The sequence below is a fragment of the Rugamonas rivuli genome (assembly GCF_009380165.1).
Taxonomy (GTDB): domain Bacteria; phylum Pseudomonadota; class Gammaproteobacteria; order Burkholderiales; family Burkholderiaceae_D; genus Rugamonas; species Rugamonas rivuli.
Window position 1 is genome coordinate 704,872 of the sequence record NZ_WHUF01000002.1, and the last position, 13,868, is coordinate 718,739.

Annotated in this window: 13 protein-coding genes; 4 read left to right on the forward strand and 9 right to left on the reverse strand. The window is 63.3% G+C overall.

The features are described 5' to 3' along the window. The 3 genes from GEV01_RS08330 to dapC all read right to left on the reverse strand — a co-directional run bounded on the left by GEV01_RS08330 (position 1) and on the right by dapC (position 3,259). Positions 1–1,143, reverse strand: coding sequence for a PilT/PilU family type 4a pilus ATPase (locus tag GEV01_RS08330; protein ID WP_008450190.1), 1,143 nt, complete (start codon positions 1,141–1,143; stop codon positions 1–3). 62 nt (positions 1,144–1,205) lie between these two features. Further along, positions 1,206–2,033, reverse strand: a complete 828-nt coding sequence (gene dapD, locus GEV01_RS08335) for a 2,3,4,5-tetrahydropyridine-2,6-dicarboxylate N-succinyltransferase (protein ID WP_008450189.1) — start codon at positions 2,031–2,033, stop codon at positions 1,206–1,208. A gap of 11 nt (positions 2,034–2,044) precedes the next feature. Next, a complete protein-coding gene (dapC, locus tag GEV01_RS08340; protein ID WP_328595461.1) occupies positions 2,045–3,259 on the reverse strand; it encodes a succinyldiaminopimelate transaminase in 1,215 nt (404 codons plus the stop codon). 160 nt (positions 3,260–3,419) lie between these two features. Here dapC and GEV01_RS08345 point away from each other — a divergent pair, with 160 nt between their 5' ends. Then, complete coding sequence (locus GEV01_RS08345) at positions 3,420–5,246, forward strand: DUF4153 domain-containing protein (protein ID WP_152803336.1); 1,827 nt, start codon at positions 3,420–3,422, stop codon at positions 5,244–5,246. After that, on the forward strand, positions 5,243–5,788 hold the full coding sequence (locus tag GEV01_RS08350) for a DUF7010 family protein (RefSeq protein WP_152803338.1): 546 nt from the start codon (positions 5,243–5,245) through the stop codon (positions 5,786–5,788). The genes GEV01_RS08345 and GEV01_RS08350 overlap by 4 nt, the downstream gene beginning before the upstream one ends. On the opposite strand, the gene GEV01_RS08355 is transcribed toward GEV01_RS08350, so the two are convergent. Then, positions 5,785–6,147: a MerR family transcriptional regulator gene (locus GEV01_RS08355; protein ID WP_152803340.1), complete on the reverse strand. Its 363-nt coding sequence runs from the start codon at positions 6,145–6,147 to the stop codon at positions 5,785–5,787. The two genes, GEV01_RS08350 and GEV01_RS08355, sit on opposite strands and share 4 nt — an antisense overlap. 78 nt (positions 6,148–6,225) lie before the next feature. Between GEV01_RS08355 and GEV01_RS08360 the strand changes: the two genes are divergently transcribed. After that, a complete protein-coding gene (locus tag GEV01_RS08360) occupies positions 6,226–6,621 on the forward strand; it encodes a hypothetical protein (RefSeq protein WP_152803342.1) in 396 nt (131 codons plus the stop codon). Between the two features lie 5 nt (positions 6,622–6,626). Here GEV01_RS08360 and GEV01_RS08365 read toward each other — a convergent pair whose 3' ends face one another. The 4 genes from GEV01_RS08365 to GEV01_RS08380 are packed head-to-tail and all read right to left on the reverse strand — an operon-like array spanning position 6,627 to position 11,545. After that, entirely contained in the window at positions 6,627–8,735 is a 2,109-nt protein-coding gene (locus tag GEV01_RS08365; protein ID WP_152803344.1) for a TonB-dependent receptor plug domain-containing protein, read from the reverse strand. 28 nt (positions 8,736–8,763) lie between these two features. Continuing rightward, entirely contained in the window at positions 8,764–10,179 is a 1,416-nt protein-coding gene (locus tag GEV01_RS08370; RefSeq protein ID WP_152803346.1) for a PepSY-associated TM helix domain-containing protein, read from the reverse strand. 57 nt (positions 10,180–10,236) lie between these two features. Further along, positions 10,237–10,611 carry a DUF2946 domain-containing protein gene (locus GEV01_RS08375; RefSeq protein WP_235914282.1) on the reverse strand — a complete coding sequence of 125 codons (375 nt, stop codon included), beginning with the start codon at positions 10,609–10,611 and terminating at the stop codon, positions 10,237–10,239. A 16-nt stretch (positions 10,612–10,627) separates the two neighbouring features. Further along, on the reverse strand, positions 10,628–11,545 hold the full coding sequence (locus tag GEV01_RS08380) for a LysR family transcriptional regulator (protein WP_328595462.1): 918 nt from the start codon (positions 11,543–11,545) through the stop codon (positions 10,628–10,630). Positions 11,546–11,638: 93 nt separating this feature from the next. On the opposite strand from GEV01_RS08380, the gene GEV01_RS08385 reads away from it, so the two are divergent. Then, on the forward strand, positions 11,639–12,805 hold the full coding sequence (locus GEV01_RS08385) for a mandelate racemase/muconate lactonizing enzyme family protein (protein WP_328595463.1): 1,167 nt from the start codon (positions 11,639–11,641) through the stop codon (positions 12,803–12,805). A 6-nt stretch (positions 12,806–12,811) separates the two neighbouring features. On the opposite strand, the gene GEV01_RS08390 is transcribed toward GEV01_RS08385, so the two are convergent. After that, positions 12,812–13,801 (reverse strand): dipeptidase, encoded by a 990-nt coding sequence (locus GEV01_RS08390; protein ID WP_152803351.1) that lies wholly within the window; start codon positions 13,799–13,801, stop codon positions 12,812–12,814. Positions 13,802–13,868 lie beyond the last annotated feature (67 nt).

Here is a 13,868-nt window from a genome sequence, read left to right on the forward strand (position 1 = left end):
TCAGGTATTGAGCGTGAACTCGGTGAACGAGGCTTCGTCCGGCGAGGACTTGGCTTCCGGCTCGGCCTGGGCGTTCTTGCTGTCCGGGCCATTATTCAATAACCACAGCAGGTTGGTGGCGGAATCGGCGTTGGCCAGCGCTTCGTCCTGGCTGATCAAACCATCCTGCACCAGCTTGAGCAGGGCCAGTTCGAACGATTGCGAGCCGGGCGACATGCTCTTCTCCATCGCTTCCTTGATCTGGCCGATTTCGCCTTTTTCGATCAGGTCCGAGATGTAGCGGGTGTTGACCATCACCTCCACCGCCGCCGTGCGCGTGCCGCCGTTGATCGAGCGGACCAGCCGCTGCGAGACGATGGCCTTCACCGTCGACGACAGATCCTGCAGCAGCGCCGCGCGGTTCTCTATGGGGTAGAAACTGATAATACGGTTTAGCGCGTTATAGCTGTTGTTGGCATGCAGGGTCGCCAGCACCAGGTGGCCCGACTGCGCGTAGGCCAGCGCGGCGGCCATGGTTTCCTTGTCGCGGATCTCGCCGATCAGGATGCAGTCCGGCGCCTGGCGCATGGAGTTGCGCAGCGCGGTGTAGAAATCCTTGGCGTCGCTGCCGATCTCGCGCTGGTTGACGATGGACTTCTTGTTCTTGAACAGATACTCGATCGGGTCTTCCAGCGTCAGGATATGGCCGGAGCGCAGTTCGTTGCGGTGGTCCAGCATCGAGGCGATGGTGGTGGACTTGCCGGAGCCGGTCGAACCGACCAGCAGCAGCAGGCCGCGTTTTTCCATGATCAGGTCCGCCAGCACAGGCGGCAGCTGCAGGTCGGCCAGCAGCGGGATGGTGGCGGGCACGAAGCGGAACACGGCGGAGATGGTGCCGCGCTGCTTGAATGCGGACAGACGGAAGCGGCCCATGTTAGGCACCGACACGCCCATGTTCAGCTCATTGGTCGACGCCAGTTCTTCCATCTGCGCGGGAGAGGCGATCTCCGACAGCAGCGAGTGGATATTGTCCGGCTCCAGCTTCTGCTGATTGATGGGGATCAGGTTGCCGTTGATCTTGATGTGTACCGGCGAATTCACCGCAAAGAACATGTCCGACGCGTTCTTTTCCTTCATCAGCTGGAACAGTCGCTCCATGGCCATGGCACTCTCCTCAGTATCAAAAAAACGGGGACTGCGATGAGTCCCCGGTTCTTGTTGCCTGCTTAGATACCGCGCAGCAGTTCGTTGATGCCGGTCTTGGCGCGGGTTTTTGCATCCACGCGCTTGACGATGACCGCGCAGTACAGCGAGTACTTGCCGTCTTCCGAAGGCAGGTTGCCCGAGACGACCACCGAACCGGCAGGCACGCGGCCGTAGGTCACTTCGCCGGTGGCGCGGTCGTAGATCTTGGTCGACTGGCCGATGTACACGCCCATCGAGATCACCGAGTTCTCTTCGACGATCACGCCTTCGACGATCTCCGAACGGGCGCCGATGAAGCAGTTGTCTTCGATGATGGTCGGATTGGCTTGCATAGGTTCCAGCACGCCGCCGATGCCGACGCCGCCGGACAGGTGGACGTTCTTGCCGATCTGCGCGCACGAACCGACGGTGGCCCAGGTGTCGACCATCGCGCCTTCATCGACGTAGGCGCCGATGTTGACGTAGGAAGGCATCAGCACCACGTTCTTGGCGATGAAGGAACCGCGGCGCGCCACGGCAGGCGGCACCACGCGGAAGCCGCCCTTGGCGAAATCTTCTGCGGTGTAGTTGGCGAACTTGGTCGGAACCTTGTCGTAGAACTGCATGGTGCCGTCGGACGGCATCTGCACGTTATTCTCCAGACGGAAGGACAGCAGCACGGCTTTCTTGACCCACTGGTTTACAACCCAGTCGCCGGTGGTTTTTTCGGCCACGCGGATGGTGCCGGCGTCCAGGCCTGCGATGACGTGCGAAACCGCGTCGCGCAGTTCGGCGGTGCCGTTACCCGGGTTGATGTTGGCGCGGTCTTCCCATGCCTGGTCGATGATTTGCTGGAGTTGTTGGCTCATGATTTACTCAATTATTTGTTAAGGGACTTGCAGAATTGGACGATGCGCTGCGCAGCTTCCAGGCCTTCTTCCGTTTCGGCGACCAGCGCCATGCGGATGCGGTTGCGGCCCGGATTGGCGCCGTGGGCGTCGCGCGCCAGGTAGCTGCCCGGCAGTACCGTGACATTATATTCGGCGTACAGACGCTGGGCGAATTCGGTGTCCGACAGGCCGGTCTGGCTGACGTCGGCCCACAGGTAGAAGCCGGCGTCCGGCAGTTCCACCTGCAGCACTTCCTGCAGCAGCGGGGTGATGGCGGCGAATTTGGCGCGGTATTTTTCGCGGTTCTGTTCGACGTGGGTTTCGTCGTTCCAGGCCGCGATGGAAGCAGCTTGCACGGAAGGGCTCATGGCTCCGCCGTGATAGGTGCGGTACAACAGGAATTTTTTCAGGACGTCGGCGTCGCCGGCCACGAAGCCCGAGCGCATGCCCGGCACGTTGGAGCGCTTCGACAGGCTGCTGAACACCACCAGGCGCGCGTAAGGCTTGTCGATGGTAGACAGGCCCAGGGTGTGGGCCGCTTCCAGCGCGCCCAGTGGCGCCTTGTCGCCGTGGTAGATCTCGGAGTAGCACTCGTCGGCGGCGATGATAAAGTTGTAGCGCTCGGACAGGGCGAACAGGTTCTCCCAGTCGGTCAGCGTCAGCACGGCGCCGGTCGGATTGCCGGGGGAGCACAGGAACAGCAGCGATACGCGCTCCCAGACCGAGGTCGGGATGCTGTCGTAGTCGCAGCCGAAGTTGCGGGCCGGGTCGGAATTGACGAAGTAAGGCTCGGCGCCGGCCAGGTAGGCTGCGCCCTCGTAGATCTGGTAGAACGGGTTGGGGCTGACTACCAGCGATTTGGCGGCCGGGTCGATCACGGTCTGCGCCAGCGCGAACAGCGCTTCGCGCGAGCCGTTCACCGGCAGCACCTGGGTGGCGGGGTTCAGCTTGGGGATGCCGTAGCGGCGCTCCAGCCAGCCGGCGATGGCGCCGCGCAGCGCGTCCGAGCCGATGGTGGTTGGATAGCTGGCCAGGCCGTCCACATTGTCGATCAGCGCCTGCTGGATGAACTGCGGCGTCGGATGTTTGGGCTCGCCCATGCCCAGGCTGATGGCCTTGTGCTGTGGGCTGGCAGCCACCTGCGCGAACAGCTGGCGCAGTTTTTCGAACGGATAGGGTTGCAGCTTGTCGAGATGTGGATTCACTTGGCGGACCGGGTGCGGAACGTTGATAAAAGAGCAGGGTAGACAAGCATTATAGCGCCTCTGCACGGGTGTCGTCATACGACGGTTAGAAGCCTTGCTATCAATGCCAAATAATAAACGTGTGAGATACTTCGGCCCATGGTTCACGAAGAGGTTATGCATGGAACAGGATGAAACGATGCTGGACGCGGGCGTCAGCCGGCGCGTGATGGCGCTGCGGCTGGCGACGGGACTGGCGCAGGGCGCGCTGCTGTATTGGCTGTACCAGGCCGACCGGGGAGGCTGGTGGCCGGCCGGGGCGCCGTACGTGATGACGCCACTGCTGATGACCTGTGCGCTGCTGCCGGCGATGCTGATATCGGCCATGGGCCACATGGCGCCGAAAAAAGTGGCGCAGTGGATGCTGGTTGCTGTCGGCGTGGTGCTGGTCATGGCTTTGCATGCCGTGAGCCGCGAAGCCGGCTTGGCGCGGGGCGCCGGTGAGCTTGCGAAAGGCGCGTTCACGTCGATACCTGGCCCCATGATGGTTTTCGGCGCGGTCTTCATGTACATCGCCCATTCGCTGGTGATGGCGGGGGCTGCGGACAAGCGCCGCATCGCCAGCTACCACACGTATTTCGAGCTGGCGTGGAAGCTGGCGGTGCAGCTGATGTTCTCGGCCTTCTTTGTAGGCGCGTTGTGGCTGGTGCTGTTGATGGGCAGCGGCCTGTTCGCGATGGTGAAGCTGGACTTCCTCAAGCAGATGATGGGTGAGTCGTGGTTTGTGGTGCCGGTGATCTGCTTCGCCTGGTCCTGCGCGATGCACATCACGGACGTGCGGCCGGCTATCGTGCGCGGCATCCGCAGCCTGCTGCTGGTGCTGCTGTCGTGGATACTGCCGGTGGCGGCACTGATCGTCAGCGGCTTCCTGTGCGCGCTGCCGTTCACGGGGCTGGATGTGCTGTGGGCCACGCGCCACGCAACCTCGCTGCTGCTGGCGGCCGACGCGGTGCTGATCGTGCTGATTAACGCGGCCTTCCAGAATGGCCAGGCCAAGGCGGCGCTGGTGGTGCGCGTGAGCGCGCGCGTGGCTGCGTTGCTGATCCTGCCGCTGACGGCCATCGCCGTCTATGCCCTGGGTTTGCGGGTGCACGATTATGGCTGGACCTCGGACCGCGTGATCGCGGCCGCCTGTCTGGTGGTTGCAAGCTGCTATGCGCTGGGCTATGCATGGGCTGCGCATCGTTACGAGACTTGGCTGTGCCCCATCGCCAAGGTAAACGTGGCGACGGCCTTCGTGGTGCTGGCGGTGCTGCTGGCGTTGTTCACGCCAGTCGCCGATCCTGCACGGGTGTCGGTGAACAGCCAGGTGGCGCGGCTGGAGAAAGGCCGCACCAAGGCTGCGCAATTCGATTTCCATTATTTGCGTTTCGACGGACAGCGCTACGGCCAGGAGGCCTTGACGCGCCTGTCGCAGCAGGCCACCGGCCCGGATGCGGCGCTGATACGCGACTTGGCTGCCAAGGCCTTGAAGGAGACGAACCGCTGGAACGGCGGCCAGCAGGTGGCGCCGTTGTCGATTGCCGACAACGTCAAGGTGTGGCCGTCACCGACCAGATTGCCGGCCAGTTTTCTGACGCAGAAGTGGCATGACATGCCGGATGCGGTTCAGGCTCAGTGCCTGGTCACGCCCGGGCGCACTTGCGACGCATTGGTGATCGATGTCGACGGCGATGGCAAGCCGGAGGTGCTGCTGTTTAACACCGGCCCTTATACAAATCCGTCGCTCTTCGCTGAGCAGGCGGATGGAAAATGGAAGGCGGTCGGACACCTGGATGCGGACGAGAGCTTATGCGAACCGCTGATCGACAAGCTCAAAGCGGGGCAGTACACGTTGGTGACGCCGCGTCTGAAGGCGTTGGAGGTGGCTGGCCAGGTATTACAGTTCCAGTCGGAGTTCGGCTCTGACAACTGCAAACTTATCAAGGATTATAGAAAGAACCCATGAACCTGTCTTTGACCGAAGAGCAGCAAAATGAAATGCGCCACGCCTACTATGACGGCGCTCCAGGTATTTTCGTCTCCGGCCTTGTTTGGGTTGCGGCTACGTTTGTGTGTTATCTGGCCGGAATGAAGCAGGCGGTATGGACCCTGCTGATTGGCGGGGCGCTGATTTATCCGCTTAGCGCCGTCTTGACGAAGGTAATGGGGAGGCCAGCGAAGACCGGCAAGGACAACGCGCTGAACCAGCTTGTGATGGCTTCGACCTTTTGGCTTATCCTGTGTTGTGCAATGGCCTTTGGTCTTTTCCTTCTCCGGCCGGCGTTCTTTTTCCCCGCGATGATGGTGACAATAGGAAGCCGCTACCTGGTCTTCGCAAGCGTCTACGGCCGGTCTATTTTCTGGGTGATGGGTGGGAGCCTTATTGTCGCTGGAGTTGTGGCCTTCTTCTCGGCGTTGTCGCCTGGCGTGGCGGCGGGAATCGGTGGGTTGATTGAGGTGTTGTTTGCAGTCTTCGTGTTTTTAAAAGCGTCCAAGCCTGCGGTTTAGTCGCTCTGTAAAGGGCAAGTCTGCATGTCCGTTCCGAGCCTGCGCGCCAGCTCGCCGCGCAGCGTGTGCAGGCCTTCGATGCGTTTGTCGATGTCTTCCAGTTTGCGCTCCAGCGCTGCGCGCAGTTGAGGCGCGGACGATTCCGGCTCGGCCAGCAGCGGCAGGTCGGCTTCGATCTCGCCCAGCGTGAAGCCCAGCGTCTGCGCCAGGCGGATGTAGCGCAGCCAGTCCACCGCTTCAGGCGGATAGTCGCGATAGCCGTTGGCGCTGCGGCGCGCGCGCAGCAGGCCGCGCTTCTCGTAAAAGCGCAGGGTGTCGCGGCTTAAGCCTGTGGCGCTGGCGATTTCTCCGATTTGCATGCCCGGACTCCAAATATCGTTTGACCTTGGAGTGTACTCCAGGCTTTAGCATGGCTCCACCATATTTCAGGAGACGTCATGCTCGCACCATCCACCTTTCGCAAAATTGTCCTCGGCAGCGCCATCTACGATTTGATCGTGACGGCGCCTTTCGCCACGCCCTGGAGCTTCGCCTTCGCCCGCACGCAGTTGGACGGCATCAACCAGCTGCTGGGCGGCGCTGCGCTGCCTGCGTTCGCGCCTTTTCACGTGCTGTTTGCCTGCCTGCTTGGCAGTGTCGTGCTGGTGTGGGCGCTGCTGCGCATCAGCGACCCGCAGCAGCGCTTCGGCCGTTTCGACGGCGTGGCGCGGCTGCTGTTCTCGACCTGGATGATATGGACGCTCAGCGTGACCGGTGCACCGCTACTCTGGCTGTTTATCGTGCCGGAGATGGCCTTCTGTGTGGCTCAGTGGCTGCCGGTGCACAGGCGATGAGCTGCTTACAGATCGATGCTGAGGCCTATGTCGATCGAACGGCCATGTCCAGGCAGCGGGCGCAGTGTGCCGCCGTCGGCGCGCAGGCCTGACAGGTAGACGCCGCCCAGAGGATCGGCATACGCTTTATCCAGCAGGTTGCTGACGCCAGCCGACAGCCGCACGTTCTTCCGCACTTGATATGCGGTGCGCACGTTGAGGAGGGCATAGCCTGCGGTTTCCGGCTCCAGCCGGCGCGCATCGACGTTGTCCTTGCGGGCGACCAGTTTGGTTTCGATCTGGTTGTGCCACGCGCCGCTCGTGTGCTCCAGCGTCAGCAAGGTGTTGAACGGCATGATGCGATACAGGTCGCCGCCATCCGTGCGCTTTCCGCGCGCGTATGCGGCATTGCCGGTGAAAGTGAATGAGCCGAAGGAAGAGGGGCTGCCAACCGGCGCGCTCCAGGACAGGTTGGCGCCATACAGCTTCGCGTCATGGTTGGCAAAGCGCAGCAGCGCGCCGTTCGCGCTCATGCGCATGTAGGGATGGAACTGTCCCAGTACATCCACGTCGATATAGTCCTGCACGCGGTTGTAGTAGGGATTGAGCTTGACGAACCATGCCGCAGGCCCGGCACCATGCCAATGCGCGGTGAAGCCCAGCGTGTACGCGGTCTCCGGCTTCAGATCGACATTGCCGACATAGCCGTTGCCGTCGCCGAACCAGTTCGTCATGGTCATCGCCATCGTACCGCGCCCCCAGGAGTAGCGCTCGTACAGATTGGGCGAGCGGGTCTTGCGGGCCGCCGCCAGTTCATACGTGGTGGACGCATCGGCTTCGAAGCGCGCCAACGCGGTCAGGTCCAGATTGCCGTCGCGCTGACGGCGCGAGCGGGCGTTGAATGTCGCAGCGGCTGCGGCGTCGGTGGCGTTCATCATGTTGTTGGCGTAGGGCTGCACATCGCCTGCGTCCATGCGAACCGATTCCCAACGTGCGCCGAGCAGCGATGTCCATTGCGCGTTGTGTGCCGTTTCGGCCTCGCCGTACAGCGCGACGCGGTCACGCTGGCCGTCGTTGATGTTCACGTAGGTCTGCGGTCCCATCATCATCGATCCGGGAACGGCGGGCCAGTAGTCGTCCAGCCGGAAGGTGTGGTACTCGTGCCCGACGCGCAGCTTGCCGGCATCGCCCCAGGGCAGCGAGGCCTTGAGCGCGTAACCGGCGTTACGGCCACGCGTCACCATCGGCATCATGCCGCGCCGTTCCGGCGTGAAGAAGCCCATATCGTGGTTGGTCCTTTGCCAGTAGGCGCTGCCATCGAGCTCACCCCAGCCGAACCGGCCAACGTAGCCCAGGTTGGCGAACTTGCCGTCGTTGTCGGTCATGTCCATGTACTGGTTGGGGAAGCCTTGGTAGGGAATGTGCTGGACGCCGGCGCGCAGCGTGAGCTGCTGGTCTTTGCCGCGCAGGGCCAGTATCGCCGACTGGTTGATGCTTTCGTAAAGGCTGGCCAGCACGCGTTGGCCGTTGCCGTCTTCGTAGCTGTGGCCGCGCGCATAGGCTGCGCTGTAGCCCAAGCTCCAGCGGTCGCTGGCGATGCCGGCCGAGATGCCGCTGTTGATCGTCTCGCCGTTGCTACCTGCGTTCAGGGTGACGCGGCCCGTGCTGCGTAGCGCTTCGGCCGTTTCGGCGAACACCGGCGCGGTGGATTTGACGGTAACGGTGCCGCCTATGCTGTCGCCGCCGGCGCTGACCGGCGTTACACCTGCCAGCACTTCGATGCGGCCAACCTGGCTCGGATCGATGTACGACAGCGGGGCGTTCATGTGGTTGGCGCAGGCGGAGGTGATCTCCATGCCGTCGATACGGATCTTGAGGCGGTCGTCGCCAAGGCCGTTGACGAAGGGCAGGGCGGAGACGCCGCCAGCTTGTGCCGCGCTGTAGCCGGGCGTTGCGCTGAGCAGCAATGCGGAATCGCTGACGGCATTCGGTCGTTGCAGCCAGCCTTCGCCGATGGCGGAGACGATGACTTTGATGCGCGGCTCGGCGGCCGCTTCGTTGCCGGTTTGTGCATTGGCGGTTGCAGCGGCGGCGCTGGCGATGGCCAGGCAGGCGGTGAGGTAGTGCTGTTTCATGGTGAGTCCTTTGTTACTGTTTTTACTGTTATTGATAGTTTGTGTGCGGACGTCTGCGCAGCGCGACGATGAGCGTATCGAGCAGCAGCACGGCCAGCATGGATGCGCCGAGCAGCGGGAAGCAGCAGCCCAGCACCACGGCGATCAGCACGACGCCCCGCGCCAGCTGATCGCCGTTGCGGCGCTCGGGCGCGGCCAGCCTGCCGAAGGGGCGGCGCTTCCACCAGATGACGATGCCGCTAATGCAAAGCGCGATCAGAGCCAGGCAGCCGGCCAGCATGAGCAGCAAGTTGGGCGTGCCATACTCTCCGCCCTGATGCACGCTGACGCCCCATTCGGTGATGCGGCCTATCGCGCCGATGCGCTCCGGGCCGATATCCATCAGCACCTTGCGGCTGTATTGGTCGATGTGAATCACGCGCTGGTCCTCGGTGCGGCCGGTGCTGCGGATCGCGCTGTAGACGCCTCGGGGATCGCGCGGCAGCGCAAGCCGGTAGCCGCGGTCGATGCCGATCGACGCCAGTTGCGCGACGATGGCGTCCGGGCTGGCCGTGCCGGAGTGGCTTAGCAGGGCATAGTCGTTGGCGCTGGCCTTGTGCGGCATGGCCTTGTGATGCGCATGCGGATCGTCCGATTCGGGAACGGCGAGCTGCTGCTGGGTCCATGGCAGTTCGCCAATGGCTCCAGCTGGCAGCGTGGATTTGGGCACGCCTCGCCACATGCCGTTCGGGACACCGAGATCGTGCGCGGTCAGCCATGCGTTGACGTTCGCGCCCCAAAACACCGACCAAGGCATGCCGGTCAGCGCAAGGAACAGGATCACGATGCCGCCGAAGGCGCCGGTGACGGCGTGCAGATCGCGCCACCACGTTCGCCCCTCGGCTCCCGGCCGTATCGACACCACGCCCACGCGACGGCCTCGCGGCCACCACAGATAGACGCCGGTGGACATCAAGACGATGATCCAGCCGGCCACGATTTCAATCACCACCTTGCCGCCGTCACCGGCGATGGCCAGCGAATGGATATGCTTCACGATGGTCATGATGCGCTGGTCTTCGGCGATGGCGCCGGCAATCGTGGCGGTGGCGGGATCGATAAACACCTGCAGCGTGCTGCCGTCCGGCCGGATCACGTCTACCTGCGTGTTGTGCCGGTCGTCTGCCGGCAGGTTGAGTGCCTTGAGCCGCCCCGGATAGGAGTGCAATGCGGCGGTGATCAGCCGGGATGGCGGCTGCACGATATTGCTGGCCTGCGCGCGCAGCATCTGCGGGGCGTAGACCAGGTCGTCGATCTGGCGATGGAACAGGTACATGGCGCCAGTCACCGCCAGTGAAAAAATAAAAGGTACGCAAACCAGGCCGGCAAAAAAATGCCAGCGCCAGATGCGTCGATACAGGCCGGCGCGCGGAGCCGCGGCCGTAGCAGAATACGATGAGTTCATTGCTATCCTCGTCAGACAGATTGACCTAGCGCACAAAAGTGCGCACGTGGGCAGGGATCAGACGAGGATGGGCGGTGCGCGCGCGTGGGCCGCAGACCATGCGTGCAGCGGCTGCGGTGCGGCGTAAAAGAGGGAAGGGTAGATAGCGCGGCCGCCATCCGCAAGCAGCACGGTAGCCGGTGCGGTGGGGATGGCGTCGGAGCCGCCGTGGGTGGCGCAAAACGCGCAATGCTCCATGCCGTGCTTGGCGGATGCTGGGGCCTTGCCGTTGTCGCCAGGGGCGAGCTTGACCAGTTTGTAGCCGTTCACCGTGCAGACTTCCACGGTGTCGGCGCCGGCGGCTGCCAGCGCGTGCGAAATCGAAGGCGCGAGTGCGCTGAACAGGACTGCCAGCAAGGCTATCCAGATGTACAGCGTTTGTCGTTTTGCCATTTCGATCATGTTGCCATTATATCCGATGCCGTTTGTTTGCCGCTGCCGGCATGCTCTCCGCGAGGAAGTCGATGAAGGCGCGCACGCGGGCCGGCTGCTGCTGCCGGCTCGGATAGTAGACGTACAGGTCGGCCGACGGCAGCGTGTAGTCGGCCAGCACCACTTGCAGGCGGCCGCTGTCGAGGTACTTGGCGGCGTCCCATTCGGAGCGCAGCAGGATGCCGTGGCCGTCCAGCGCCCAGCCCAGCACCACGTCGCCGTCGTTGCTGGACAGGCTGCCGTGCACCTTCACCGTCTCGGCCTTGCGGCCCTTCTGCAGCTTCCAGGTGCTGTAGGTATCGTTGTTCTGGCGGTGCAGGATGCAGCTGTGCTGCGCCAGATCCTGCGGCAGGTGCGGCGTGCCGCGCCGCTTCAGGTAGGCCGGCGAGGCGCACAGGAAGCGCTGGTTGGACAGGATCTTGCGCGCACCCAGGCGCGTATCGGGCAGTTCGCCGAAGCGGATGCCCAGGTCGTAGGCATCTTCCACCAGGTTGATGGCGCGGTCGGTCAGTTGCAGCTGCACTTCCACGTCCGGATAGCGGCGCGCGAAGGCGGAGACAAGCGGCGCGATGGTGGTGCGGCCGAAACCCAGCGTGGCGTTCACGCGCAGCAGGCCCTTGGGCGCGGCGCGGCTGCTCGATACAGATTCCTCCATGTCGCGTATGTCGCCGAGAATGCGGGCGGCTTGCGTCAGGTAGGTTTCGCCTTCGCTGGTCAGGCTGACGCGGCGCGTGGTGCGGTTCAGCAGGCGTACGCCCAGGCGCTGCTCCATCAGCATCAGGCGTTTGGTGACGGCCGGCGGCGTGATGCCCAGTTCGCGCGCGGTGGCGGAAAGGCTGCCCAGCTTCGCCAGCAGCACGAAGAAGGACAATTCGGAGACGATATCATTATTCACTTGAAGTGTATAAAGGAGTAAATATCAGTGAATTATACGACTGCTTTTCAAGAGTAAGCTTGGTCCCATTCTTAGCCCACTGGAGACAGCACCGTGAAAATCGTCGAGATCCGCGAAAAGACCATCCCTATCAGCTCCCCCATCCGCAACGCCTACATCGATTTCAGCAAGATGACTTTGAGCCTGGTGGCGGTGATCACGGACGTGATCCGCGACGGTAAGCCGGTGGTAGGCTACGGCTTCAACTCGAACGGCCGCTATGGGCAGGGTATGCTGATGCGGGAACGCTTCATCCCGCGCATCCTGGAAGCCGATCCGGTCTCGCTGATGAGCGACGCCGGCACCAACCTCGATCCGCACAAGGTGTGGGACTGCATGTTCACCAACGAAAAGCCGGGCGGCCATGGCGAGCGCTCGGTGGCGATTGGCACCATCGACATGGCGATCTGGGACGCGGTGGCGAAGATCGAAGGCAAGCCGCTGTTCCAACTGCTGTCGGACCGCTACGGCAACGGCACGCCGGACAAGAAGATCTTCGTCTATGCGGCCGGCGGCTACTATTACCCCGGCCAGAGCCACGACGCGCTGAAGGATGAAATGCGCAGTTATATCGATCGCGGCTACACGGTGGTGAAGAAAAAGATCGGCGGCGCCTCGCTGGACGAGGACTTGCGTCGTATCGACTCCATCCTCAGTGTGCTGGGCGATGGCCAGAAACTGGCGGTGGACGCCAACGGCCGCTTCGACCTGGATACCGCCATCAAGTATGCGAAGGCGCTGTCGCAGTATGACCTGTTCTGGTACGAGGAAGCGGGAGATCCGCTGGACTATGAATTGCAGGCGACGCTGCGCAATTACTACGATAAGCCGATGGCCACCGGCGAGAACCTGTTTTCGATGCAGGACGCACGCAACTTGATACGCTACGGCGGCATGCGCGCAGACCGCGACTGGTTGCAGTTTGACTGCGCGTTGAGCTACGGCCTGGTCGAGTATCTGCGCACGTTGGACATGCTGCGCGAGCATGGCTGGTCGCCGAGCCGCTGCATCCCGCACGGCGGCCACCAGATGTCGCTGAATATCGCGGCGGGGCTGGGCCTGGGCGGCAACGAGTCGTACCCGGACCTGTTCCAGCCATTCGGTGGCTTCCCGGATGGCGTGACGGTCGATAACGGCTACATCACCATGCCTGACCTGGTCGGCATCGGCTTCGAGGGCAAGGCCAACCTGTATGCGGAGATGCAGGTGCTCAGCGCGTGATCGTCGTCAGGCCGCTTTCAACAAAGCCTGCGGCTTGCTCCAGACCTGCTGCGCCACGCGCATCATGTTGCGGCCCATGACAAGTTCGGTCTCGCTGTCGGTCATGCCGACCTTGCGCAGCGCGGCGGCCAGCTGGCGCCAGACTTCCGGCGGCGTGAAGGTCGGCGGGCGTTCGGCGCTGTAGCCTGCGGAGGCGGGCCACCAATGGCTCGGGTCGAAATCGCCGGGGGGCGTGTCGTCCAGGCCGGGCTGCTGGAAGCAGATGTCCAGGCCTATGCCGACGTGCGATACGCCCACCAGATCCGCCACATAGGCCGCGTGGCGCGCGACATCGTCGGCGCCCGGCCGTTCTTTACCCACGAACCACGACAGGCCGGATATGCACACCACGCCGCCGGTGGCGGCGCAGGCGCGTATCTGTTCGTCGGTGACGTTGCGGCCGTGCGGCACCAGCGCGTGGGGATTCGAGTGGCTGAAGATCACCGGCTGCGACGACGCGGCCATGATATCGAGGCTGCACATGCGGCCCGTGTGCGAGCAGTCCATCAGCATGCCGGCGTCGTTGACCGCCGCCACCATGCTGTGGCCCAGCGGGGTCAGGCCGCGCGGCAGGTCGTGGCAGCCGTCGGCGATGCTGTTGTTGCGGTTGTAGGCGAAGTGGATCTGGCGCACGCCCAGCTGGGCGTACAGGGCCACCATCTCCGGCTGTTCGAGCAGCGGCATCGCGCCTTCCAGGTCGAAGCTGATGGCCATGCGGCCGTCGGCTGCTGCCTGGATCACGTCGTCCACGCTTGAAACGAGCACGTAGCGGTCGGGATCGGAGGCGATGGTGGCGCGGTAGCCTGCGATGACCGACATCACCTGCGAGACCGGGTTCATGTCGCCGCCGACGTTGAGCGAGACGTAGTTCACCCCGGCGGCGTGCAGCCGCTGGACGGGCGTGAAGTCGGCCTGCGGATGCTGCGGCAGGCAAGCGTGGGCGTCCCAGTTGATCATGTTCTTAGGCTTTGTCAAAAATACTATGTTCCCACGAATGCGTGTCCAGGGCAAATCGGAGCGGCCG